The sequence below is a fragment of the Rahnella perminowiae genome (genome assembly GCF_019049755.1).
GTDB classification, from domain to species: Bacteria; Pseudomonadota; Gammaproteobacteria; order Enterobacterales; family Enterobacteriaceae; genus Rahnella; species Rahnella perminowiae.
In genome coordinates this window covers 1-24,403 of record NZ_JAFMOS010000591.1, presented here as the reverse complement: position 1 = coordinate 24,403, position 24,403 = coordinate 1, and the positions used below count along the sequence as shown (strand labels likewise).

Annotated in this window: 25 protein-coding genes and 1 pseudogene; 11 read left to right on the top strand and 15 right to left on the bottom strand. The window is 54.7% G+C overall.

Annotation, left to right across the window (positions count from 1 at the left end; all coding sequences use genetic code 11):
- Positions 1 to 157: 157 nt before the first annotated feature.
- Complete coding sequence (locus J1785_RS17655) at positions 158 to 415, bottom strand: hypothetical protein (RefSeq protein WP_217220045.1); 258 nt, start codon at positions 413 to 415, stop codon at positions 158 to 160.
- Positions 416 to 613: 198 nt separating this feature from the next.
- On the opposite strand from J1785_RS17655, the gene J1785_RS17650 reads away from it, so the two are divergent.
- Together J1785_RS17650 and J1785_RS17645 are read left to right on the top strand one after the other, a co-directional pair.
- Entirely contained in the window at positions 614 to 1,273 is a 660-nt protein-coding gene (locus J1785_RS17650) for a TetR/AcrR family transcriptional regulator (RefSeq protein ID WP_129951914.1), read from the top strand.
- A gap of 17 nt (positions 1,274 to 1,290) precedes the next feature.
- The gene (locus tag J1785_RS17645) at positions 1,291 to 2,157 is read left to right on the top strand and encodes an oxygenase MpaB family protein (RefSeq protein WP_129951913.1); all 867 of its coding nucleotides are present in this window, start codon (positions 1,291 to 1,293) and stop codon (positions 2,155 to 2,157) included.
- A 3-nt stretch (positions 2,158 to 2,160) separates the two neighbouring features.
- Here the strand turns inward: J1785_RS17645 and abgT are convergent, their stop codons facing one another.
- The 3 genes from abgT to J1785_RS17630 form a co-directional block, all read right to left on the bottom strand.
- Positions 2,161 to 3,684, bottom strand: coding sequence for a p-aminobenzoyl-glutamate transporter (gene abgT / locus J1785_RS17640; RefSeq protein WP_217220043.1), 1,524 nt, complete (start codon positions 3,682 to 3,684; stop codon positions 2,161 to 2,163).
- Between the two features lie 93 nt (positions 3,685 to 3,777).
- Positions 3,778 to 5,232, bottom strand: coding sequence for a M20 family metallopeptidase (locus J1785_RS17635; protein ID WP_129951911.1), 1,455 nt, complete (start codon positions 5,230 to 5,232; stop codon positions 3,778 to 3,780).
- Positions 5,232 to 6,548 carry a M20 family metallo-hydrolase gene (locus J1785_RS17630; protein ID WP_217220047.1) on the bottom strand — a complete coding sequence of 439 codons (1,317 nt, stop codon included), beginning with the start codon at positions 6,546 to 6,548 and terminating at the stop codon, positions 5,232 to 5,234. The genes J1785_RS17635 and J1785_RS17630 overlap by 1 nt, the downstream gene beginning before the upstream one ends.
- A gap of 202 nt (positions 6,549 to 6,750) precedes the next feature.
- On the opposite strand from J1785_RS17630, the gene J1785_RS17625 reads away from it, so the two are divergent.
- Together J1785_RS17625 and J1785_RS17620 are read left to right on the top strand one after the other, a co-directional pair.
- Entirely contained in the window at positions 6,751 to 7,647 is an 897-nt protein-coding gene (locus J1785_RS17625; RefSeq protein ID WP_129951910.1) for a LysR family transcriptional regulator, read from the top strand.
- Between the two features lie 140 nt (positions 7,648 to 7,787).
- Entirely contained in the window at positions 7,788 to 8,894 is a 1,107-nt protein-coding gene (locus J1785_RS17620) for a suppressor of fused domain protein (protein ID WP_129951909.1), read from the top strand.
- A gap of 119 nt (positions 8,895 to 9,013) precedes the next feature.
- Here J1785_RS17620 and J1785_RS17615 read toward each other — a convergent pair whose 3' ends face one another.
- Positions 9,014 to 10,513 carry an MFS transporter gene (locus J1785_RS17615; protein WP_217220041.1) on the bottom strand — a complete coding sequence of 500 codons (1,500 nt, stop codon included), beginning with the start codon at positions 10,511 to 10,513 and terminating at the stop codon, positions 9,014 to 9,016.
- A 406-nt stretch (positions 10,514 to 10,919) separates the two neighbouring features.
- Here J1785_RS17615 and osmF point away from each other — a divergent pair, with 406 nt between their 5' ends.
- The 4 genes from osmF to J1785_RS17595 are packed head-to-tail and all read left to right on the top strand — an operon-like array spanning position 10,920 to position 14,796.
- A complete protein-coding gene (gene osmF / locus J1785_RS17610; protein ID WP_217220039.1) occupies positions 10,920 to 11,858 on the top strand; it encodes a glycine betaine ABC transporter substrate-binding protein OsmF in 939 nt (312 codons plus the stop codon).
- 60 nt (positions 11,859 to 11,918) lie between these two features.
- Entirely contained in the window at positions 11,919 to 13,088 is a 1,170-nt protein-coding gene (locus J1785_RS17605) for an ABC transporter permease (RefSeq protein WP_129990539.1), read from the top strand.
- The gene (locus J1785_RS17600; protein ID WP_129951905.1) at positions 13,085 to 14,029 is read left to right on the top strand and encodes an ABC transporter ATP-binding protein; all 945 of its coding nucleotides are present in this window, start codon (positions 13,085 to 13,087) and stop codon (positions 14,027 to 14,029) included. The genes J1785_RS17605 and J1785_RS17600 overlap by 4 nt, the downstream gene beginning before the upstream one ends.
- The gene (locus J1785_RS17595) at positions 14,026 to 14,796 is read left to right on the top strand and encodes an ABC transporter permease (RefSeq protein ID WP_129951904.1); all 771 of its coding nucleotides are present in this window, start codon (positions 14,026 to 14,028) and stop codon (positions 14,794 to 14,796) included. Before J1785_RS17600 ends, J1785_RS17595 begins: the two co-directional genes overlap by 4 nt.
- Positions 14,797 to 14,859: 63 nt before the next feature.
- Here J1785_RS17595 and J1785_RS26950 read toward each other — a convergent pair.
- Positions 14,860 to 14,961: pseudogene (locus J1785_RS26950) on the bottom strand (hypothetical protein); the annotation flags it as partial.
- Between the two features lie 224 nt (positions 14,962 to 15,185).
- On the opposite strand from J1785_RS26950, the gene yedA reads away from it, so the two are divergent.
- Positions 15,186 to 16,103 (top strand): drug/metabolite exporter YedA, encoded by a 918-nt coding sequence (yedA, locus tag J1785_RS17585; protein ID WP_129951903.1) that lies wholly within the window; start codon positions 15,186 to 15,188, stop codon positions 16,101 to 16,103.
- A 39-nt stretch (positions 16,104 to 16,142) separates the two neighbouring features.
- Here the strand turns inward: yedA and J1785_RS17580 are convergent, their stop codons facing one another.
- From J1785_RS17580 to J1785_RS17540, 9 genes are read right to left on the bottom strand one after another with little or no spacing between them, the layout of a single operon-like run.
- Positions 16,143 to 16,679: a DUF3833 domain-containing protein gene (locus tag J1785_RS17580; protein WP_217220034.1), complete on the bottom strand. Its 537-nt coding sequence runs from the start codon at positions 16,677 to 16,679 to the stop codon at positions 16,143 to 16,145.
- Positions 16,680 to 16,699: 20 nt separating this feature from the next.
- A complete protein-coding gene (locus J1785_RS17575) occupies positions 16,700 to 17,227 on the bottom strand; it encodes a hypothetical protein (protein WP_129951901.1) in 528 nt (175 codons plus the stop codon).
- Positions 17,224 to 17,727 carry a DUF2878 domain-containing protein gene (locus tag J1785_RS17570; protein ID WP_129951900.1) on the bottom strand — a complete coding sequence of 168 codons (504 nt, stop codon included), beginning with the start codon at positions 17,725 to 17,727 and terminating at the stop codon, positions 17,224 to 17,226. Before J1785_RS17570 ends, J1785_RS17575 begins: the two co-directional genes overlap by 4 nt.
- A complete protein-coding gene (locus tag J1785_RS17565) occupies positions 17,724 to 18,956 on the bottom strand; it encodes an SAM-dependent methyltransferase (protein ID WP_217220033.1) in 1,233 nt (410 codons plus the stop codon). Before J1785_RS17565 ends, J1785_RS17570 begins: the two co-directional genes overlap by 4 nt.
- Before the next feature lie 2 nt (positions 18,957 to 18,958).
- Positions 18,959 to 19,675 (bottom strand): DUF1365 domain-containing protein, encoded by a 717-nt coding sequence (locus J1785_RS17560; protein ID WP_129951898.1) that lies wholly within the window; start codon positions 19,673 to 19,675, stop codon positions 18,959 to 18,961.
- Positions 19,672 to 21,030, bottom strand: a complete 1,359-nt coding sequence (locus J1785_RS17555) for an NAD(P)/FAD-dependent oxidoreductase (RefSeq protein WP_217220032.1) — start codon at positions 21,028 to 21,030, stop codon at positions 19,672 to 19,674. Before J1785_RS17555 ends, J1785_RS17560 begins: the two co-directional genes overlap by 4 nt.
- 1 nt (position 21,031) lies before the next feature.
- Entirely contained in the window at positions 21,032 to 21,748 is a 717-nt protein-coding gene (locus J1785_RS17550) for an SDR family NAD(P)-dependent oxidoreductase (protein WP_129951896.1), read from the bottom strand.
- The gene (locus J1785_RS17545) at positions 21,748 to 22,200 is read right to left on the bottom strand and encodes a nuclear transport factor 2 family protein (protein ID WP_217220031.1); all 453 of its coding nucleotides are present in this window, start codon (positions 22,198 to 22,200) and stop codon (positions 21,748 to 21,750) included. Before J1785_RS17545 ends, J1785_RS17550 begins: the two co-directional genes overlap by 1 nt.
- On the bottom strand, positions 22,193 to 23,053 hold the full coding sequence (locus tag J1785_RS17540) for a MerR family transcriptional regulator (RefSeq protein ID WP_217220030.1): 861 nt from the start codon (positions 23,051 to 23,053) through the stop codon (positions 22,193 to 22,195). The genes J1785_RS17545 and J1785_RS17540 overlap by 8 nt, the downstream gene beginning before the upstream one ends.
- Before the next feature lie 180 nt (positions 23,054 to 23,233).
- On the opposite strand from J1785_RS17540, the gene J1785_RS17535 reads away from it, so the two are divergent.
- Both J1785_RS17535 and J1785_RS17530 read left to right on the top strand, forming a co-directional pair.
- On the top strand, positions 23,234 to 23,803 hold the full coding sequence (locus tag J1785_RS17535) for a helix-turn-helix domain-containing protein (protein ID WP_217220029.1): 570 nt from the start codon (positions 23,234 to 23,236) through the stop codon (positions 23,801 to 23,803).
- 25 nt (positions 23,804 to 23,828) lie between these two features.
- A complete protein-coding gene (locus J1785_RS17530; protein ID WP_217220027.1) occupies positions 23,829 to 24,365 on the top strand; it encodes a GNAT family N-acetyltransferase in 537 nt (178 codons plus the stop codon).
- Positions 24,366 to 24,403: the final 38 nt, after the last annotated feature.

Below are 24,403 nucleotides of genomic sequence, written 5' to 3'. Positions count from 1 at the left end.
TAATTTTGCTGAATGAATCTTTAATGATCGCTAAGTTAATGGTTGGTTCTGACCGGATAGGGTGATAAAACAGGGGCGGCTGATGAAAAGATAAGGCGACATTAGCCGCCTTATCATTATTCCTGCCCTGACTCTTTGTCGTCAGGCACCGCGTTCGTTAGTAGTAAATAGAAGCGGGCCGATGGCTTGGGATCGAGGGTGCAGGTGGCTGAGTAGGAGAAGTAGGAATACGGCCCTGTTCGATGTTTTTATTCGTACAGGTTCCCGGGTTACAGAAGTTACTGTCACCGGTCACATTGACCATCCTCACTTCCTGACTCTGTAAAGGCATCATGATAACCTGCTGTGCGGCAACATTGGCAACCGGCACAGCGGTTAATGCCAGAACTGCAAGAAGGATTTTGAAGTTACTCATGATGTTACGTCCTGGATAGTATGCTTAAAAAGCGTTTTTAGCTGCGCAGTTTTGCGGGTTTGAGCGATTTTCTTATCGCTCGATAATTAAATAATAAACTCCGCTGGACTTGTGCGCAACTATTTTTAATAATGATCGTTAAGTTATTTCTATAAAAATTTAATAACCATAATCACAATGGTGATGGAAGGAGGGTGTATGAGCACTGAACAGACGGCTTTGGTCCGGAAAAGTCGCGGGCGCCCAAAACAGTTCGATCGTGGAACTGCTCTGAGCAAGGCCCTGAATTTATTCTGGCGCCATGGTTACGAGGCCACTTCATTAGCCGATTTGGTCGAAGCAACCGGTGCAAAAGCGCCAACTTTGTATGCTGAATTTGGTAACAAAGAAGGGCTTTTCCGCGCAGCCGTTGAACATTATCTGAAAAACTTTTACGAAAAGAGCTCGTGTTTACTGAGCAGAACAGATTTGTCCGTTGAGGATACGGTCGGACGCTATTTGCGTGCCATCGTTGAACTGTTTACCGATTGTGACACGCCAAGTGGCTGCTTTATGATCAGCGCATCATCCGGCATGTCTTCGTCATCGGCGGATATTGCCGAAATGCTGCGTGCGCGCCATCTTTCGCAGGAACGTACTCTGTTTGAATATTTCGAGAAGAAAAAACACAGTGGTGATCTGACAGCGGCAAGCGACAGCGCCCTGCTGGCGAAATACCTGGCCTGCACCATTCAGGGCTTCTCCGTACAGGCCCGTGATGGCGCGAGTGCGGATGAACTGAACCGCCTGATTGATGTGGTTATGAACCTGTGGCCGGAACTGACCAAAGCGACGGCAGTCAGTCAGGCCGAACATTAACCACTGAGTTAAGATAATTGTTGAGAAAGAGAATAGAACGTCAGGTACTGAGTATTTCGGGCCTGGCGTTAGGCGGCATAGACTTTGAGGATCCGCCGGGTGACCCGGGGCTGTTTGGCCCTGAAAGCATCACCTGGCGAATTCACGGAGATTTCTCGTCCATGCTTTGTGGCGGCGTCAGTGCCTTGCTGCTGCAGATGCTTCATCCGCTGGCGCTTGCCGGTGTCTGGGATCATTCCTCATTTCGTGAAGATATGCTCGGGCGGCTTCGTCGCACCAGTCAGTTTATCTCGGGTACGACTTTTGCACCTCTGGATGATGCCAATGCATTAATCGAAAAAGTAAAGTCCATTCATTTGCGGGTCACGGGTACTGATGCTTACGGCACGCCTTATGCGGCCAGCGATCCGGAATTACTGGTCTGGGTGCACGTGGCTGAAGCGTACAGCTTTCTGCAATCACATTTGCGGTATCGCAACCCTTCGCTCAGTCTGGCCGGGCAGAACCTTTATTATCGGGAGTTTTCCCGTGTGGCGAAAAGCCTGGGTGCGGCAGATGTGCCGCAGAGTGTCGATGCGGTAGAACATTATCTGCAGGCGATGCGTCCGCAATTACGCTGCGATGAACGCACGCTTGAAGTGGTGAAATTATTGCAGAATGCACCGGCTCCGAGCCGTCTGGCGAAACCGGTGGGCAGCCTGATGATCCAGGCTGGCATTGAGTTATTGCCCGAATGGGCGGCGACGCAACTGGGGATTTCCCTTTCCCCGCCAAAGCGCCGAAGGATTCGTTTCGCCACCCGCCGTATTGCCGGTGTACTGCGCTGGGCGGTGAGAAACGGCTCATGGCACCGGGCCATGCGCCGTATGGGACGTCTGACCTGACCGTTAAAGATGCGGATAAACGCCCGGACCAATGGGCAGACCCAGCAAATACCACCCCACCAGCATCAGCAGCCACACGACGAAAAACACAACCGGATACGGCAGCACCAGTGAATAATAGGTACCCAGTTTCGCCTCTTTGTTGTACCGCTGGAGAAACCCGAGGAACAGCGGTACAAACGGTGACATGGGCGCGAGCGGGATCACCGACGAATCCGCAACGCGGAATACGATTTGCGCAAACGCCGGATGAAAACCGAGCAGCATAAACATCGGCACGAAAATCGGTGCGAGAATCGACCAGATTGCTGAGCCGCTGGCGATAAACATACACAGCAACGCCGACAGGAAAATCAGGCCGAGGAACGCCGGGATACCGGTCATGCCTAAGTTTTCCAGCACATCGGTCAGCCCGATCGCCATAAATTTCCCCATATTGCTCCAGTTGAAAAATGCCACAAACTGGGAGAGCGGGAACACCATCACGATAAAACCTGCCATGGATTTCATCGGATCCACCAGCAAATCCGGCACATCACTGGCACTGCGGATCTGTTTTGTTACCATGCCGTAAGGCACAGAAATCACGAAGAAGAACAAAATAATCAGCGGTACGATGCCCTGAATAAACGGCGAAGGGATGATACCGCCGGTTTTAGGATTGCGCAGCGGTGCGGCTTCCGGCACCACCAGCAATGCCACCAGTGCGATAAACACCAATGCTGCAATACCGCTCGCCATCAGGCCGCGATTCTGTTCCGGTGTCAGTTTTTTCATCTCTTCGTTACGCTCGCCGTGATACACCGGCAGGCGCGGTTCAACGAATTTATCGGTGAGAATGGCACCCACAATTGTCAGCACAATGACGGAGGCAGCCATAAAGTACCAGTTATCGATGACGCTCACCTGAACCGCCGGATTAATCGCCTTCGCGGCCTCGGTACTGAGCCCCGACAGCAACACATCGGTAGTCACAATCAGCAGATTAGCCGTGAAACCGCAGCCGACGCCGGCGATAGCCGCCAGTAAACCGGCCACCGGATGACGCCCGACCGCGAGAAAAATTAACGCGCCCAGCGGCGGCATCACCACCAGTGCGGCATCAGACGAAATATGGCTGAAGAAGGCGATAAAAATCACCATGTAACTGGCGTAACGGGCATTGACTTTGGACGCCATTTTGTACATCAGGCTTTGCAGCAGTCCGACGCGCTCCGCCAGTCCGGCACCAATAACCAGCGCCAGAATCGAGCCGAGCGGGGTAAATCCGCTGAAGTTTTTAATGACGTTCGGCAAAATCCACTGAATGCCTGTCACACTCAGCAGGTTTTTTACGTGGATGACATCACCGTTACTCGGGTTCACCGCCGTAATATTCAGCCATGAAATCACCGCACTGGCGACCATCAGCACGGCGATCAGATAAACAAATAACAAAAACGGGTTGGGAATTTTATTCCCGACACGTTCCACCCAATGAAGAAATCCTCCCGGACTCCGGCCGGAATCTTGCGCCTGAATACTCATCTGTTAACCCTCTGTCATGTTTGTCTTTTTTATATTTATGCCGCGTATTTGCGCCGGAACGGGGTGCGAATACGCGGTGTACTCATTCGGGATTTATTTCAACGGCGACGGTTTCACGCCAGCCGGGATCGGGCACTGATAGGGACGTCGTGCACGTTGTGCATCACGCTCTTTCTGACAGGCCGCCAGTAAATCCGGCCGGGAGAACAGGTCTATCGCAGTTGATGACATGACTTTTGCCGCCAGACACATGCCTTTATGGGCAATGGATGTTCGCCCCTGTGACACGATTTGCCAGGTGTGCAGCGGCGATCCCACAGCAAAACACGGGCTGAAGCATTGCGCCGTCGGCACCAGCCAGCTGACATCGCCGACATCCGTTGAGCCGTAGAGGATATTGCCGTTCGGGGCATACGGAGCAACGCGGTCAGTCAGCGGGGAATGGCGCAGGGTGTCGGCGAATTCCACGCCTTCCGCGCCGCTGGTGCGGGAGATATTCAGCAAATTGTTATCGATATCCTGTTCGCTCAGCGTGGCATGAATTGATGCCGCAAACGCCCGCTCTCCGGCGGTGTAATGCGGTGTGCCAAACGCCTGCACGTACTGATACATCGCGCTTTCCAGTGTGCGGTTGGGCACGTAGTTGGAACAGGCTTTATCAAAGCGCATCGACATCTGTGTGCCGGTCATCAGTGCTGCGCCTTTGGCGATATCCACTACGCGGTCAAAAATTGCCTGCGCCTGATCCATTTGCGGTGCGCGCACCAGATACAACACCTCGGCATCGGCCTGCACCACGTTTGGCGAAATTCCCCCCGCGTTGGTGATGGCGTAATGCAGGCGTGCTTCCTGAATAATGTGCTCGCGCAGGAAATTCGAACCGGTGTTCATCAGCGTCAGGGCATCCAGCGCGCTGCGGCCAAGGTGTGGCGCGGCAGCGGCGTGTGAGGACACGCCTTTAAAGCTGAACGACGCCTGAATATTGGCCAGCGTCTGATTGCTGAACATGCCGCTGTAGGTTTCCGGATGCCAGGTCAGTGCGGCATCGACATCATCAAACAGCCCTTCGCGGGCCATAAACGTTTTACCGGAGCCGCCTTCTTCGCCCGGACAACCGTAAAAACGTACCGTACCCGGAATTTTTTCACGTTCCATCCAGGCTTTCACTGCCAGCACACCACCGAGTGCCGCCGTGCCGAGCAGGTTATGACCACAGCCGTGGCCGTTACCGTTTTCCACCTGTGGCTGCGCCACATCGCAACCGGCTTTCTGGCTTAAACCGGCCAGTGCGTCGAATTCGCCAAGCAGGGCGATCACGGGTTTGCCCTGGCCGGAACTGGCGATGAATGCGGTTTCCATGCCGCCGGCACCGCGTTCCACGCTAAAGCCGCTGGCTTCCAGTTTGTCGGCCAGCAATGCTGAGGAGAACGATTCCGCGAAACGGGTCTCCGGATGGTCCCAGATTGCATCACTGATTTCTGCCAGGGCAGGTTGCTGGTTATCAATAAAGTCGTTGATAAAATTGACGATATTTTGTTGTGTCGCCATTAAATATCCCCTTTGAATTCAGCGATATTCAGTGCCAGGGCCGCCAGCGTTTTGATGCCCTGAGATATCACTTTCTCATCGAAATCAAACAGTTCATTGTGATGACCAGCGCTCAGATCCGTGCCAAAAATGACATAAGAGGCTTCACCGCCACGGGCTTTGACGCGCTCCATCATGTAAGTGGCATCTTCTGAACCGGCAGCCCCTTCCTGATGGTCAATAATCTGTTCGAACTCGCCGAGTTTTTCTGCCTGACGGTGAATGTAATTTACCCAGGCAGGCGTTGGTGTGCTGCTTTGCGCCGCACCCATCAGTTTGATGTCGAATTTCACCTGATGCATTTCGGCTGCGCCGGAGATAACTTTCAGCGCCTGCTGATAAATAAAATCATTTACTTCATTGGTGGAACCGCGTGTCTCGACTTTCATCATGGCGGTGGACGGCACCACATTGCGCCCGGTGCCCGCCTGCAACACGCCGACATTCACCCGCGAGCTGCCGCCGCTGTGACGTGGGATAGCATGCAACCCCAGCGTGGCCTGTGCCGCCGCCAGCAGGGCGTTGCGCCCGTCTTCCGGTTTGCCGCCTGCATGCGAAGCCACGCCGGTAAAGTGCACATCGAGCTTGGTTGTCGCCATGAAAGTATCGTTACCGCACACAATGTGATTAGCCGGTACGCCGGTGCCGATATGTACAGCGGTAAAATATTGCACATCGTCCACCACCCCCGTCTCAACCATGGATTTTGCGCCGCGCGTGCCTTCTTCGGCAGGCTGGAAAATCAGCTTGATGGTGCCGCATAACTGATCGCGCACCTGCATCAGCACTTCTGCCAGCCCGAGGCCAATGGTAGTGTGGCCATCGTGACCGCAGGCGTGCATCATGCCGTTATTGGCCGAAGCAAATCCTTCCCGGAACGGGCGGTGTGCCTCGTCCAGGACTTCGCATAAATCCAGCGCGTCCATATCCACACGAAAACCCATCACCGGGCCGGGACGACCGGTTTCCAGCGTCGCGACAATACCGGTGAAACCGCCGGAGAAATGTGGCATCCAGCGGGCAATCGCCCCTTGTTCCAGAGCACGCCGCTCTTGTTCGGCCAGCACAGCGGCGGAAGGCAGCCCCATACGCGAATCCGCGTCAATGACTTCTTTGCCCAGTTGCAGTGAATAACCCAGTTTCTCCAGCCGATCGGCCACCAGCGTGGAGGTACGAAATTCCAGCCAGCCGGATTCGGCGTATTTATGCAGGTCACGGCGTTGCTTTTGCAGGGAAGGAAACAGCTTTTCTACACGTTCAGAAATCTCATTAACCATCACGGACTCTCTTGTTGACACAGACATGCAGGCTTTCCGCGCAGCGGCAGAAAGGAGGAAATCAAAGCGTTGGGAAGTGCAGACCCGCACGCAGAAAGCGGCGAAAGGCGGCCTTATAAGATTTTTAATGTACATAAAGCGTTCAGGGCATATAAGATGCCAAAATCTTTTTAGTGATAATCAGTGGTTATCAAAGAGTCTCATGCCATCACAAATAAAAATGCATCAGTTGCGGGCGTTTGTTGCGGTCGCGCGTCAGGGCAGCATTCGTGCCGCCAGCCGGGTGCTGAATCTTTCGCAGCCCGCGCTGACTAAATCGATTAAAGAGCTGGAAGAAAATCTGGGGACGAAATTATTTGTCCGCCGCCGTCAGGGTGTGACGCTAACTGATTGTGGTGACGCGTTTTTTAAACACGCCAGCCTGATTCTGGAAGAGCTGAGGGTGGCGCAGGAAGACATCACGCAGCGTCTCGGCGGCACCAGCGGCAGGGTAAATATCGGCGTGGGTGCCAGTATTGCCCGCACCATCATGCCGGAAGTGATTGAGCGTTTTCACCGCGAATTTCCCGATGTGAAGGTCCGGATAGCCGAGGGACAACTGGTGTCGATGATCCCGGAGCTGCGACAGGGCGAGCTGGATTTCACCGTGAATACCTATTATCACGGCCCTTTTGATAACGAACTGTTATATGAAAAACTTATGGATAAAGAGTATCGGGTGGTCGCAAGACGCGGCCATCCGATGCAGAACGCCCGCTCGATGCAGGCGCTTTTACATTGCGACTGGACGATGCCGACGCCACGCGGAAGTTATTATAAATTGCTCAGCGAAATGTTCAGCGAAATGGATACCGAACCCAATATCAGCGTGATTTGTGAAACCTTTATGTCGTGCACCAGCCTGATCGCCAAAACTGATTTTCTCAGCATATTGTCCGTTGATGCGATTAATGATCCGGTGATCGGTCAGAGCCTGATCGCGCTGGATCTCGATCTGTCACTGCCGAAAGCCACGTTCTATCTTATTCAGCGACGTGATACCACACTCACACCGATGGCCGCGCACCTGGCGCATCTGTTTCGGATGTATTGCCGCTGATGTCGGTATTTCGACAAAAAAGCACCTGTTTTAATGATTTATCGGGCTTTTTTGGGAATATTGCCCGTTATCGGGCTGGCTTATCCGCTTTACACTGACCCTCACAGGAAATAATAAACTTCCTATATTGTTGAGGTCATATGCGCCAGTCCGACATTGTTGCTGAAGTCAGTAACGACAAACAAACCCTGACCGCGCTGGTCGAGCAGGACAACCGCGTGGTGTATTTCTATATTTTCGCCCGCGAAGATTTGCGTGACCGCTTTCCGAAAATGCGCGCCTGCTGGGTTCGCAATCTGGTGCCCGCACCGGCGAACGATGATACCGACGCGATGGAGCAGGGGATTGCCCCGATGCTGGCGGCGCAATATTGCCGCAATCTGGAAGGCGAAGCACCGCTGGATCCGGCCCAAATCCAGATCCTGTGGAATGAAAGCGATGACGGCGCGGCATTGTGGTATCAGGGATTGTTGCTGGCAGTGATCCCCGGCTGGAGTTTGTATATCGATCATTCGGTGTGTTATTCCGCCGGTTGCATTAAACAGAATCCGCTGACCTTCCCGCTGGGTTCAGCCTCGACCAATACGCAATGTGAGCTGGCGGAAAAAACCCGTCTGTTCTGGCGCGACTGGCAAAATGAATTCAGCAATCCGTGGCCGAAAATCCAGCGCAAGCTGCTGGAATCCTACGAAGCCCGCTTTGGCCCTTCACTGAAATATTATCTGATTAACCAGGGGCACTGGCCACCGATGGCGATTTCCCAGCATGAAGATGAAGAAAATTATTACTTCTTCACGGTTGGCATGAGTATCCGTCCGATGCCGCAAGTCGATATTATTTTCAATGATGAGGCTGAAAAACACCGCCGTATTGAGCTGGCTTTTTCGGTCGGCAAAGAATATGTGACAGAAGAAAATGCCGTGCAGATGGCCAGTGCCTTATCCGGTTATGCGCAGATCCCCTGGACGACGCTCAGCTGGCTGGGTGAAGGTCACACCCTGATGTCACCGATGGCACCGCTCGGTTTTGAAGGACACGTCATTTCCTCGGCGTTATGCGGTCCGGCAGACAAAATGCGCCTGCCGGAAATTTATGGTGATCCGGTGAATCAGTTTTGGGTCAGCCCGGTGTTCACCAGTGAACTGGCGTTTGCACAGGCCAAACCGAATGGCGGTTTTGAGCTGGTGTCCGCGATGATCGAAAACGATATCGGGTATGTGTTTGCGCCGAGAAGCGCGGTGGTTTGATGACACTCTCTCAGTTTTCTAACCGAGAGGAGTAAGAATACCGATCTGCGCCCTCCCCCTTCGCAGGGGGAGAAGCAAGAAAATCCTTTCCTTCGCGGGGGGAGGAACAAGGCAAAAACCTAAACTGGTTTAACTTCCTGCTGAAAATCCTCAGCATCCACATCATATCCCGACGGTTCCCAGCGTACCGCTGTCAGCACGATTAAGCCCGCCAGTGGCGCTAACGCGATCACCCAGAACACGCCGGTGCCGAGTGCTGCGGAAAGTACCGGGAACAGGAACAGCGAGACCGTCGAGCTGCCGCGCATCAGCGTCTGGTTGAAGCCGACACCCATGCCGCGCAGTGATGTCGGGTAGCTCAGTGACGCAAAGGTCATGGTGTGCGATCCCGGGCCGAAGCCCTGACCGAACAGGAACAGTGCCAGCATGGCGATGGAAATTGCTGCTTCACCGCCATCTGCCGGGCGACCGACCAGTGCCAGGCCGATCATCGCGACCAACTGACAGGCGTAACCGGCATAGGTCATTTTCCATGCACCAAATTTCGAGACATACCGCACCGCAATCAGGCCGCCGACGAAGGCGAAGCACAGGTTCAGGCCGAGCGAGAACAGGATAGTGCTGATCATCGATTGTTGCAGGAAGCTGGATAAGATAACCGGTAGCCCGAAAGCCACCGCATTATAGGCAAAGGATGAAGCCACTGCCGTCACGGTCGCCAGCACAGTGCGGCGCAGATAAATACCCTGCAACAGCGTACCGTAGTTACGCCATGCGGCTTTGCGCACTTTCACCTGCGGTGCTTTGTCCGCATCTTCAGCCACGACTGCGTGAATGTTGTAAGACTTACGCAGGATTGCCGCAGCGCTTTGCAGGTCACCCTGATTGGCAGCCCAGACCGGCGATTCATTCATATAGCGGTGACGGATAGCGATAATCAGAATCGCAGGCACCGCGCCGAAACCGAGGATCAGACGCCACAACCAGTCGGTATGCGTCGCGGGCAGCACCGCGTAAAGCAGCAGCACCAGCAGATAGGAGACGCTGATTGCCGCGTACCACGTCGGACACCACATTGCCACGCGCGAGGCTTTATTGCCGCGGCCCTGCAGTTTTGAAAACTCCGCCAGAAATGCCATCGCCACCGGTAAATCGATGCCGACCCCAAGACCCATCACAAAGCGTGATCCGCCGAGAACCCACTCATTGGGTGCAAAGGCACAGGCCAGAGCGGCAATGACGAAGAAGAACATATCGGCCATAAAGACACGGTAACGGCCGATTTTGTCGGTCAGATAGCCGCCGAAGAGTGCGCCCACAATCGCCCCGAAAGTAATCGCCGAGGCCACAAAGCCTGCGCCGGAAGGTGTCAGGCCGAACTGGCGGGTGATATCTTTCATCCCGAAGGCCAGCGCACCGAGGTCGTAAGCGTCGAGGAAAACGCCGCCCAGTGCGATAGCAATCACGATGCGCGCATCGCTGATTTTCGCTGCGCCGCGGTTCACTAACTGAGTAATATCGGCAGCGGAACGAATCACCACCAGCTGGTCAGTCGCCGTGTCGGCTGCGCTGTAATCCCCTGAAGAGGCGGTCTGTGAGGCCGCAATTAAGTCAGACATTGTTGTGTTTACGCTTTTTGACAAAAAAGCCAGCATAGAGGCGAGGTGATACCGGTCACAAGTCCTGATTAAGCATTGCATGAAAACAAATGGCTATAACTTAAAACCCAATGATCTAAGCGTATGTCAGCCAGTATAAAATCGTGCTGGTCACGTTACCGCCACCGGTCAGACCCGCCGGCACGTCGCCTCAGCGATTTCACGGATAAGCTTCGTACATTTCGGCATTTTACCCGGCTATCACCGCCTGCTTTTATAGATCACCATCCATTCCCCTGCGCAAAATTGGACTATTCTTGTTAGCAGCTTGTTTTCACAAACGAAAGTTTTCACCGATGAAAGCAGATTGAATGACGGAGCAGTCGCCGGGCGACAAAACCAACATAACCCGATAAGAGGATAGAACATGACTGTAACAACTGGGCGAGTACGGGGATTTTCAGTGGCAACACTGGCGCTGGTATCTGCATTAAGTTTCAGCGCACAGGCCGCTGATGATGCCGTGCGTGTCGGTTCAAAAATTGATACCGAAGGTTCGCTGCTCGGTAACATAATTATCCAGGTGCTGGAAGCGAACGGCATCCACACCACCAACAAATTGCAACTGGGAACGACGAAAGTAGTGCGCGGCGCTATCACCGCCGGTGAAATCGATATCTATCCTGAATACACCGGTAACGGCGCGTTCTTCTTCTCTGATGATAAAGACCCCGCGTGGAAAAATGCGCAGGCTGGTTTCGATAAGGTTAAAAAGCTGGATTACGATCAAAACAAAATTGTCTGGCTGAGCCCGTCTCCGGCCAATAACACCTGGACTATCGCTGTGCGTCAGGATGTGGCGAGTGCGCACAACCTGAAATCTCTCGGTGATTTAGGCAAATACATCAGCAGCGGCGGCGATTTTAAACTGGCGGCCTCGGCAGAATTTATTGAGCGTCCGGATGCCTTACCGGCCTTTGAAAATGCCTACGGTTTCAAACTCAGTCAGGCACAGTTGCTCTCCCTGGCGGGTGGCGATACGGCGGTGACCATCAAAGCGGCGGCGGAACAAACCTCCGGTGTGAATGCGGCGATGGCCTATGGTACGGATGGCCCGGTGGCGGCACTTGGCCTGCAAACGCTGGAAGATCCGAAAGGTGTGCAACCGATTTACGCACCAGCCCCTGTCATCCGCGAGGCGGCGCTGAAAGCGCATCCGAATATTCCTGATTTGCTCAAACCCGTTTTTGCCTCCCTTGATACTAAAACGTTGCAGGGCCTGAACGCGAAAATCGCCGTTGACGGACAGGATGCGAAAAAAGTGGCTGCGAAGTATTTGCAGGAAAAAGGTTTCGTTAAAAAATAACCGGGCAGTGACGCCCTGAGCACGATCTTCGGATCGTGCTCTTTGATATCAGGTAATGCTTTGACTTATCACTCACCCGTCAAAAACCGCGTCCTGCTGACGTTGGTTTTGCTGCTGTTGCTGGCCGGTTTCGGCCTGGCTTTCGTCAGCCATGCACCTAACCGGCTGGTGTCCGGTAAAGGCATTTCGCTGGCGAGCCTGTTGCAGGGCTATTCTGCGTTACTTCTGCTGCCTGCCGCGTTGCTGCTGATTTGTGCCTTTCTCACACTGTATGGCCGTCATCATTTACTGGTGATGATGCTGGCAGAAATTCTGCTGACCGCCCTGGTCTGGCTGGCAGGGCACAGCGCATTACAACTGTCTGGCGGCAATGAAGACAGTATCGCACGCACTTCGCTGGGCGGCGGTTTCTGGGCCGGCGCAGCGCTTTGTCTGCTGATCGCGTCCGATGCTATTTCCCGTTTTACCCGTAATCACAGCCTGCGTATTTTGCTCAATGTGCAGATGATTGTGCCCGTGATTTTGCTGCTGGCGTACGGCCAGCTTGCTGAGCTTTCGTTGCTCAAAGAATACGATAACCGCTCCGATGTGTTTAACGACGCACTGTGGCAGCATCTGGGCATTTTGACTGGCACGCTGGTGCCTGCTGTGTTGATTGGATTGCCGGTCGGTTTGCTCTGTCACCGCCAGCCCCGCTGGCGCGGGCCGGTATTGTCGGTACTGAACATTATTCAGACCGTGCCATCGATTGCACTGTTTGGTTTGCTGCTCGCGCCGCTGGCGGGGCTGGCAAAAGCGCTGCCGTGGCTGGCGGAGCACGGTATCAGCGGTATCGGGCTGGCACCGGCGATTATCGCGCTGGTGCTGTATTCGTTGTTGCCGCTGGTACGTGGTGTGATTGCCGGTCTTGAGTCAGTGCCGGAAGCGGTGACTGAATCCGCGCGCGGCATGGGCATGAACCGCGCACAGGTCTTTCTTCGTGTGCAGATGCCGATCGCCTTGCCGGTGATCCTGACCGGTATCCGCATTGTGGCAGTGCAAACCGTGGGTATGGCAATGGTTGCGGCGCTGATCGGCGCGGGCGGACTGGGTGCCATCATGTTCCAGGGGTTGCTCAGCAGCGCACTGGATCTGGTATTACTCGGGGTGATCCCGGCGGTACTGATGGCCGTGGTCGTCGACAGCATATTTAAATTCGCAGTTTCAATTCTGGAAACCACACGCAGATGATCCATTTCAAGCAGGTTAGCAAACACTTTGCCGGAAAAGCGGTCGTGCGCGATCTCACGCTGGAAATGGCCAAAGGCGAATTCACCGTGCTGATCGGCACCTCCGGTTCCGGGAAATCCACCACACTCAAAATGATCAACCGGCTGGTGGAGCATGATCGCGGGGAGATTTTGTTTGCCGGAGAACCGATAGAAAAATTCCGGGCGCAGGATTTACGCCGCCGGATGGGGTACGCCATCCAGTCCATCGGGCTGTTTCCGCACTGGACGGTGGAAGAAAACATCGCCACTGTGCCGCAGTTGCTGAAATGGCCGAAAGCGAAAATCCGTGACCGTGTGACCGAACTGCTCGAACTGCTCAGTCTTGACCCGAAACAGTTCCGTCAGCGGTATCCGCACCAGCTTTCCGGCGGCCAGCAGCAGCGCGTTGGTGTGGCGCGGGCGCTGGCGTCTGACCCGGAAGTGTTGCTGATGGATGAACCCTTCGGCGCGCTCGATCCGGTGACCCGTGCTACGTTGCAGGAAGAAGTGGCTCGTATCCATAAAATCACTCACCGCACCATCGTGCTGGTGACACACGATATCGATGAAGCGCTGGCGCTGGGTGACCGCATCGTACTGCTCAACGACGGGCAGGTGGTGCAGCAGGGCACGCCGCTGGAACTGCTGACGCAACCGGCGACGTCATTTGTGCGCGATTTCTTCGGTGGCAGCGACATGGGGATCCGTTTGTTGTCGCTGTGCGAAGTTGGCTCACTGACGCGACGCGGCGAGCCGTATTCCGGCAGCCAGCCTCCGCTGACCGAAAATATGAACCTGAGTCAGGCGCTGTCAGCCTTTGTCGCACAGCAGGTTCAGCAATTGCCGGTGGTTGATGAGCAGGGGCAGCCGCTGGGCGTGCTGCATTTTGCAGATCTGACGGCACCCAGGAGCGGCGCATGAAACAGACAGTAGTGCGGATTATCACCGATCCTTTACTCTGGCTTTTCGCGCTGTTACTGGCGCTGATTTTCGGCATGACGTCGCTCGGCGGCCTGTTCCACTGGATGTTCCCGGCACTCAGCAGGCCGGTGTATCAGCAGGAAAGTTTCGCTGCGCTGGTACAGGCGCATCTGTTACTGGTGGGGATTTCCAGTCTGATCGCGGTGGTGATTGGCGTGGCGGCGGGCGTCGGTGTGACGCGTCCGGCAGGCAAAGAATTCCGCTCTCTGGTGGAAACGCTGGTGGCCATGGGGCAGACCTTTCCGCCGGTTGCGGTGCTGGCCGTGGCGGTGCCGGTGATGGGGTTTAGCGAAAAACCGGCGATTATTGCGCTGGTGCTTTACGGGTTGTTGCCGGTTTTACAGGGGACGATTGCCGGTATTGAATCGGTCCCGGCGTCGGCGCGCGAGATTGCGCAGGGCGTGGGGATGAGCCGCTGGCAGATGCTGCGAAAAGTGGAAATTCCGCTGGCGGCACCGGTGATTATTTCAGGGATCCGCACGTCCGTGATTATCAATATCGGGACGGCGGCAATAGCCTCGTCGGTCGGTACCTTGAGCCTCGGCTCGCCGATTATCATCGGCCTGAGCGGTTTTAATACCGCTTATGTATTGCAGGGCGCGGTGATTGTCGCACTGCTGGCGATTTGTGTGGATATGCTATTTGAACGCTGGAGCCAATGGTTACAACGCTGGCAGCAACGGTCAGTGGGCAAATCAGTTCGCTGATGCCGGCGCTGGTGCAGGCACTACTGAAGGGGCGTCGCTGTCGCTGACCGGTTTAGCGTCGTCCTGAATCACCACCGCATAACCGGCAACCATCACGCCACCAATTGCGCCGATTGCCATCAGACCAAACAGCGCGATAAATAATTTTTTGCCAAGCGAGTTCATGTAAGTACCTCAGGATTTTGAACGGGGAATTATAAATCGTTTCCTCACCCCTGCAACAGACTATTCATGCTGTGATTACTTTTAGGGGGGATGCCATCGCATTTTTCGTCATATACAGAAACTTTTTAACAACATTTTGACGCGATCGCACAGATTTCCTTGCCGTTATTCGCGCCAATAGCGTTAACTGTCTGCCTTCGTTATCACGCTAATAAGTTATTCCTATGACTGGTTCTGCTACCCGTTCTCTGCTGCCACTGATCGCTGCACTTTTTGCACTGTATTTTATCTGGGGTTCTACCTATTTCGTCATCCGCGTGGGCGTAGAAAGCTGGCCACCGCTGATGATGGCCGGGCTGCGTTTCTTCCTCGCCGGGTGCATTCTTTTTAGCTTTCTGTTGTTACGCGGGCATAAAGTGCCGGCGCTTAAACAGTGGATGGCCGCCGGTGCGGTGGGAGTTTTGCTGCTCTCTGTCGGTAACGGGCTGGTGACGGTGGCTGAACATATGCAGGTGCCGTCAGGCATTGCTGCGGTAATGGTCGCGACCGTGCCGCTGTTTACATTGTGCTTCAGTCGTCTGTGGGGTATGCCCAACAGCCGCCTCGAGTGGACCGGTGTCGCGATAGGCCTGTTCGGGATCGTGCTGCTCAATACCGGCAGCAATCTGGTAGGCAACCCGTGGGGTGCGGCGCTGATCCTGCTTGCCTCGTTAAGCTGGGCATTCGGTTCGGTGTGGAGTTCGCGTCTGCCGTTACCAAAAGGCTTAATGGCCGGTGCCGCAGAAATGATTATTGCAGGCGTGGTGCTGCTGGTAGCCAGCCGGTTCAGCGGTGAGCATCTGACGGCAGTCCCCGGAATGAGCGGTTTTCTGGCGCTCGGTTATCTGGTGGTGTTTGGCTCGATGATTGCCATCAGCGCCTATATGTTTTTGCTGAAAACCGTCCGACCTGCCGTGGCCACCAGTTATGCCTATGTGAACCCGATTGTGGCTGTTCTGCTGGGCATTGGCTTCGGCGGTGAATCCCTCTCACCGGTCGAATGGGTGGCGTTAGGTGTTATTCTCTGCGCGGTATTGCTGGTGACGCTGGGAAAATTCGTGTTCGGGCGCAGGAAGACTGAGATTAAAGAAGTGAAGGTTTAATTCTCCCCTTCGCAGGGGAGGGAGCCGATCGAGCTTACCTCACTGCTTCACAAAGAAGATCGTCACCCGCGCGACTTCTACGCCGAATTTTTTCAGCGCGGTGACGTTAAACAGATGCTGCTGATCCTGCTGGTAAATCCAGTCATCGAACGTCAGACGATAGGTGCTGCCGCCTGATTTCACATCCATCACATATTTCCAGTTAAAGGCATTGCCGGCGGATTGCCCGGTGGCGGTGCCGATAATGTCGCCTGCCGTACCGGTATAACTGCCGTCCGCCAGTTTGCGGATACGCCAGATGCGGGTCTGTTTCTCACCATCGTCATACACAAAATTTTCATGCAACGTCAGCGTATCACCCGCCACGTCACCGTGGATTCTCGCCGTGAAACGCCGGGTTTGTTTGTTACTGTGATCCTGCACCATGCCGTAGGCGATGCTGTCACCGGCGAACCAGGTGAAAATATCCAGTTTCGGTTGCGCCTGTGCGTAATCCTGAATATTGGCTTTGCAGCCGGTGAGTAACAGCATACCGCCGACGACCAGCGTGACAAAAATCTTGCGCAGAACAGTCATAAAACCTCCATAAGATGCCATTAATCGGGCGCGGATGCGCCGGTCAGCTTACTGCGTAAATCAGGATACTGCGTGGCAGGCGAGAGCCAGATTGCCAGAAAGGCATCGCGGAATGCCGGGCTGAAAGGCCGTCCCACCGGCGTACTCAGCACGCTGTTGGCGGGCTGGCTGTAAAACTGGCCGCCTTTTTCAGTCGCGACAAACACGATTTCACTGCCGTTACTGACATCCGGCCAGGTGTTTTGCACCGCGTCCGGCCAGCCATTTTTTTGTGCCTCTGCCAGTATGCCCAGAGCCTGCCATTGTTCTTCGGTGGCTTTGGTCAGTTCCTGATGATCAATGCTGCGCAGATATTCAATCACCAGCGCCTGCGGCCATTTTCCGGTCTGATATTTACCGTCAGGTGTCAGCAGTTGCGAATGATAAACCTCAAAAGGCCCCCAGCTCAGGGTGGCGCGTCCGACCTGTTGCCATGCCCCCCATGGTGTGGCAGCCAGGGCAGAGAAAGACATCATCAGCGAAAGTGCTGCCAGCAATAGGCGTGTCATCGGGTTTTCCGTCCTGTGTTATGGCTGAGCAGTACCGGCAGGCTGATCAGCGGTAAGAATATCGCCCAGCCTGTTGCCAGCAGCAGCCAGACATAAACGGGTGTGGCGAGAAGTTGCATGGCACCGAGTTGCATTCCCAGGTAATAGGCCAGCGGGCCACTGACCGCGCCGAGAGGTATCAGCCAGTACCACGTCAGCCGTAAATTGCTGAGTAACCACAGCCACCAGGCGCTGAAGCCCAGCCATAACGCCATCATCCACGGTGGGACGGCGGAAGAACCCGTAAATTCAAACAGCCCCAAAATGCACCACAGCGAATCCATTATGATGCCCAGCGTGCAGGCAACGGCGACCCATAACCGGCGTTTTGCTGGCGTAAACGCCAGCATCAGAAAACTGCTTAACAGCAGGAAGAGGATAAAGCGCCCGCGCCCCCACACGGCCAATGTCCACCAGACGTCAAAGCCCAGTGTCAGCAGCCAGAAGCGCAAAGATTTCATCCGCGTCGCTCGGCAACAAGCTGAACGGTGCTGATGGTGCGGGCACGGAAACCTGCCTCGCAGTAGCACAGATAGAACAGCCACAGGCGGCGGAAATATTCGTCCTGCATCCCGTCGGTCTGCGTGCTCCAGTAGCGCTGAACCCGTTCCCGCCATTCATGAAGCGTACGGGCGTAATCGGAACCGATATCGAACAGATCACGCACCACCAGACTGGTGCAGCGGGTCATCGCGTCATTCATGGCAGTAATGGAAGGCAAAAAGCCACCGGGGAAAACATAACGCTGAATAAAATCGACATTACGGCTGTAGGCGGCATAACGCTGGTCTGCAATAGTAATTGCCTGAATGGCCATCCGCCCGTGAGGTTTGAGCAGCGCGTTACAGCGTTTGAAAAAGGTGGAAAGATACTGCTTGCCGACCGCTTCGATCATCTCTATCGACACCAGTTTGTCGAACTGACCCCGCAATGAACGATAATCTTCAAACAGCACCGTCACGCGGTCACTCAGCCCGGCCTGTTCGATCCGTTCACAGGCAAAGCGATATTGTTCGCGGGAAATGGTGGTCGTGGTCACCTGACAGCCGTATTCCCGCGCGGCAAATTCGGCCATGGCGCCCCAGCCGGTGCCGATCTCCAATAAATGATCGCCCGCTTTCAATTGCAGCTGTTCACATAAACGGCGCATCTTGGCTTCCTGCGCCTGTTCCAGGGTCATCTGCGGTTCCTGATACCAGGCCGATGAATAAAGCATCTTCTCATCAAGAAAACCCTGGTAAAAATCGTTGCCCAGGTCGTAATGGGCCGAAATATTTTTACGCGCCTGTGACAGACTGTTACGGCGGAAAAAATGAACGATTTTTTTGGCTGGCGTACTCAGCCAGCTGAGGCGTGCTTCGAGTTTGTCGACCAGCCTGAGGTTCTCGGCCAGCAGTTGCAGAACAACGGTCAGATTGGGCGTTGTCCAGTCGCCATCAATAAAGCTTTCACCGGCGGCGACGCTGCCACCCAGCAGTACACGACGGTAGGCACGCAGGTGCCGGATGTCGATTTCACCCTGTAATACCGCAGTCGGATCGCCAAATAATATTGCCTCCTCGCCGGGTTCCCGCAGGGTCAGGCCGGCACCCTTAAGCTGCTTTAGTACACCAAGAATCAATGCGCGTGCCGCCTTGCTGCGCCTGTTATTCGCCCTGTCACGGGCGAGCTGCATTTCAGGTTGACTCATGGTCAGTCCTTATCAACGGGAGGATGAGAATAAACGGGGGCCCGTTTCAGCCACAGTTTCAGCGCCTGCCAGTAAATGGTCAGTGCGGTTTTTGCGGTCATAAGAGGCAATCGCCACAATTGCTGACGCAACGCCGTGCGGGTCAGCGGACGGGCTGTCAGTGAAAGGGTTGCATCGAATTCCCGTGTCTGGCGGTGATTTTCGATAGTGATATGCAACTGCTTTCCCGGCGGTGTCAGCCGCCAGTGATAGACCATGTCCATCGGATTAAAAGGCGACACATGAAAGGCTTTCGGCACCGGTTGCGAACCGTCAGGGAGGACGGCATAGGTGTGGCGCTCGTTCCAGGGTGTATTACGCACCTCGGCCAGCATCCAGCGCAAAACACCCTGCTGATCATAGAGATAGTAAAAATTCACCGGATTAAAATAGCAGCCGAAATAGCATAACTGACACAACAACATCACCCGTCCGTCCGGGCGTTCGCCGGTCAGTGCTTCAATTCGCGCCTGCGCTTTGGTTTTGATATCACCGCCGCCGAGATAATCTTTGCGGCGAAAACTGGCGGCGGAAAACCGTTCGAGCTGAATACCTTTTGCAGGTAACTGATCCAGTTCATCCAGGTCAATCAGCGGCATGAAAATATCGTAGTCGAAACGGTGTTCAACCGGCGTAAACCGGCGATGGCGCACCGTGCCGACATACAACTGGCTGTTCATGACGCTTCCTGTTTTTCATGCTCATTGTGTAACCGGCCACTGAAAAGTTGCAGGTTGAGTTTCTCCGCTACGTCACGCGCGCTGTTAACGCCGTCTTCATGAAAGCCGTTGTACCAATAGGCCCCGCAGAACCAGGTGCGGTTGTGACCATTGATCCGGTAGCGTTCCTGCTGCGCGTGATGACTGGCGAGATTGAGAACAGGATGCATGTAGGTGGTACGGAACAGAACCTTGTTTTCATCAATCGGTGTCAGCGGGTTGAGTGACACACAAAAAGTCTGCGGTGCGTTCAGTCCCTGCAAAATATTCATGTTATAGGTCACACTGGCACGGCGATGGTGTGCTGCATTACTGTCGCGCATATCTGCGCGGTCCGTCAGATGCAGTGAATTGGGCAACTGATAATTCCAGCTCGCCCAGGCGCGTTTTTCCCGTGGCAGGAGATGTGTATCAGTATGCAAAATGACGTCATTGCTCTGATAAGGCAGGGCGCTGAGAATGCTCTGCTCATCTGCGCTGGCGTTATCACCCAGAATCGCCAGTGCCTGATCGGAGTGACAGGCAAAAACAATCTGATCAAAATGCGCCTCGCCGTACGGCGAGTGCAGCGTCACGCCGGCAGGCGTGCGTATGACCTTACTGACCGGCGCATGCGTGAGCAGCCTGACGTTGGCCGGAAGTTTTTCCTGCATCCGGCGGATATATTCCCGCGACCCGCCGGGTACCACCATCCACTGCGGGCGGTTGCTGACGTCCAGCAGCCCGTGATTATCGAAAAAGCGCAGGAACATCGACAGCGGGAATTCCGCCATATCGCTCAGCGAAGAAGACCAGATGGCCGCCCCCATCGGCAGCACATAATGCAGGGCGAAAAACGGCGTGAAACCGTTTTGATCAAGCAAATCAGCCAGCGTATCTTCGTCATTGTGCGGGTTCAGCAGGCGTGCTTTGCACAGTTTGTTAAACCGCAGGATCTCAAGGATAAACCGCCAGAATTGCGGCCTGAACAGATTGCGGCGCTGGGCAAACAGGCTGTTCAGCGAGTGGCCGTTGTATTCAAGTTTGTTAACCGGATTGCGTACGGAAAAACTCATTTCCGTCGGCTGGCCTTCAATGCCCAGTTCTTTGAGCAGGGCAATAAAATGCGGGTACGTCCGCGAGTTATAGACGATAAAACCGGTGTCGATGGCGTATTCTTTTCCGTCGGAAATCACATCCCGCGTGGCAGTATGTCCGCCTAACGTTTCCGCGGCTTCAAAGACGGTAATCTCGCAGTCTGGCTGACTTTTTGCCAGCAACCACGCACAGCTCAGCCCTGAGATCCCACTGCCCACAATCGCGACTTTTGTTGTCATTTTATTTCACCATTTTCCGGCATAACCTTTGTTGCAGACTAACGGGCAGCAACGAAGCTACCTTGAGTAAACGAACAAAAAGTGGGGGGAAAGCAATTTCATTGTCACCGCGCGCCAGTTTTTTACGGATATGCTTTGAGGCTTGCGTGACGCTTACCATCATCGGCATCGGGAAATCATTGCGCGATGTCAGCGGCGTTTCGACAAACCCCGGCTGGATCAGGGAAATATGAATCTGACGTTTCGCCAGATCAACCGCCAGAGAACGGGCAAAAAAGGCCAGCGCGGCTTTGGATGCTCCATAAGCTTCACTGCGTGCAAATGGCAGCAACCAGGCGACGGAACCCACCAGTGCCACCCGACTGCCGGGTGCTAAGCCGGGCAGCAGGGCATCAAGGCAATTGACCGGACCGGTAAAATTGGTGTTCATCACCCGCATGACTTTTTCGGCATCGACGACGCCATTGTCGAGATATTCGCAGGTGCCGGCGCAAAGAATCGCTAAATCGACCTGCCGGCCCTGCAGGGCCTCACGGGTTGCGTGTAAATCAGTGATATCAAAACGTAGCGGGATGATGAGCGGGCTGGCTGCGGCGACCGCCATCAGCTTTTCCTCATCGCGCCCGCAGGCAATGACTTCCCAGCCTCCGGCGGCATAATCCTGCGCCAGTTGTTTTCCGATACCTGAACTGGCACCGGTAATCAGCACGCGGCGCATTATTTCAACCTGGCTTTGACAGCGCGTACGGCACTGCCGAGCACCGGAACGTGTTCATACAACATTGCACCGAGATCGTAATAATCGCGCTGATAGATAATGCGGTTTTCATTCATACGCAGATGGCTTGCGCCGTTAAGGAACATCTCCTGACCCTTTTTCAGTGCCGGATGCGAAAATCCCATCTGCCAGAACAGTGAGGCTTCATCGCCCTGAACCAGCGGAGGCTGGATCTCAAAACGGCAGTAATTCACTTTTTTAAGCAGTTGCGCAAAATAGTGTTCCAGCGCATCAACGCCTTCGTAATGCGATACCGGATCGATAAACACTACCTGCGGATGATAAATGCGTGAAAGCTGCGGCAGGCGGCTGGTGTCGAGATAGCTGTAAAACTCGCACAGCTGCGTAAGAACATCGGCGGATAGGGTGGTCTCAGGAAAATGTTTAATCATTATTTTTTCCTTGCTGAGGGACTGGCACGATATGAAGACCGGCATGACGGTCATCCTCATGCAGGTGCTCGCCGGACTCATCTTCCACTGCGTCTGTTTCTTCTGCCCCCAGCAACACGGCGGTACTGCCCAGCAGGACTATCGACAAACCCTGTTCCACCCAGTTCAACAACCGCTGGCGCTGAACCTGTGTCAGACGGCCTTCAGACCACAACAGAATTTGTGAACCGCTCAGGTTTTCCAGGTAAGGTTCGCTGAGCTGAACCGGCAATATCTCGATCTGCAATCCTGCTTCGCAACGCACAATGGCTTCGAGCCACAACTCGGTGCTGTCCACCTGACCCCAGCCGACCAGGGTGGCCAGCGGGCCGGGACGTTTACGCGCCGCGTTCATGCTCATCACCGAATGTTCAATGATCAGGCCATCGAGCTGGCTGCGTAACATCAGCAGTCGTGAATCGCCGGAACTCAGACGCGCACGAAGCGGACGAAGCACATTATTCACGAATGCCGCCGCCGGATATTCACGGCCACACTCCATTATCAGCTGACGAACTTTTTGCGGGCGGCCGTCCTGTAAGGCGGTGAGCAACTGATGTTCTGACTGTGACCAGCCGCCGGGTAGCGCATCCACTTTGCCTTCCAGCAGCGATTTCACCTGTCCGACCGGAATGCCGCGATTGATCCACCCCAGGATGGTGCGGATGGTATCCAGATCATCATCATTAAACAGACGATGACCGCCTTCCGTGCGTTGCGGCTTCAGCAGGCCGTAACGCCGCTGCCAGGCACGCAGCGTGACCGGGTTGATACCACAAATTCGAGCGACTTCGCCGATGCTATACAGAGACATAATTCAATCCAAAATATTCATACCACTTATAAGCTAACTCTAGCGCCAGATTTCAAACTTGTACAACTTTATTATTTTTGTACAACTTGTCTCATTCTTTTGGGTTACAGGTTTTTAACTTGCAATATTCTCACATCAGAGATATTTTCCCTTTATTGAGATTTTACGGCAGGACAACAAATGGACGCAGGGCAGGAGAGTCATGACCGCCGGCTGGCGGAACGGCTGACAGCATTGCGCGTCAGTCAGGGCTGGTCACTCGAACAACTGGCGCAGCTGACCGGCATCAGCCGCGCAACGCTTTCACGCGTAGAACGGGCAGAAACCAGCCCGACCGCCTCGTTACTTGGCAAACTGAGTGCAGCTTACGGGCTGACGATGTCCCGTTTGCTGATGGCGCTGGAAGATAATCCGCCGGAGCTTATCCGCGCTTCACAACAACCGGTCTGGCATGACCGGCAAACCGGCTTCGAGCGTCGTTCTGTCTCCGCGCCGGCACCGGGATTTCGCGCCGAACTCATTACCGGCGTGCTGAAAGCGGGCGCGACTATCTCGTATGATTCGCCGCCGGTAGAGGGCCTCGAACAGCACATCTGGCTGCTGGAAGGCGTACTGGAATTCACGCTCGATAGCCGCAGCTACCGGCTGGAAGCGGGCGACTGCCTGCGTTTTCATCTCCAAGGCGCGTCTTCTTTTCACGTTCCCGGCCCGGCTGATGCACGTTACGCCATTGTTATTTCACGTCCTTAATGTCTGATGAGAAAGGTTGGTTCCGATGCAACATAATCATGAAGTGGTGATCAGTGAAGTGCAGGGGGATGTATTGCCGGTGGACGATCTGGATGCGCTGGCCGAAACCCTGATGCAGTCCGTGGCGCGGGGTGCCAGCATCGGTTTTATTCTGCCGTTCGGTTTTGTGCAGGCGCAGGCGTTCTGGCAAAAGTTATTACCGGCTTTTGCGCGGGGAGAAAAACGTCTGCTGGTGGCGCGTCTGGCGGGCAAAATCATCGGCACGGTGCAGCTGGTGGTTGATCAGCCCGCCAACGGTGCGCACCGTGGTGACGTGGTTAAACTGATGGTTCATCCTGATGGCCGCCGCAAAGGTGTTGCGCGCCGACTGATGACAGCGGTTGAAGCGCTGGCGCGTGAGGAGGGTAAAACGCTGCTGGTGCTGGATACGGTGACGGGCAGCCCGGCGCAAACGCTGTATGAAAATCTGGGCTTTACCCTGAGCGGAACGATCCCGCACTATGCGATGTCGACGGCGGGGATGCTGGAGTCCACCAGCGTGATGTATAAAGTGCTGATGTGAAATGTTTTAAAGTCAAAACCGTGGGCGTCGGCTCACAC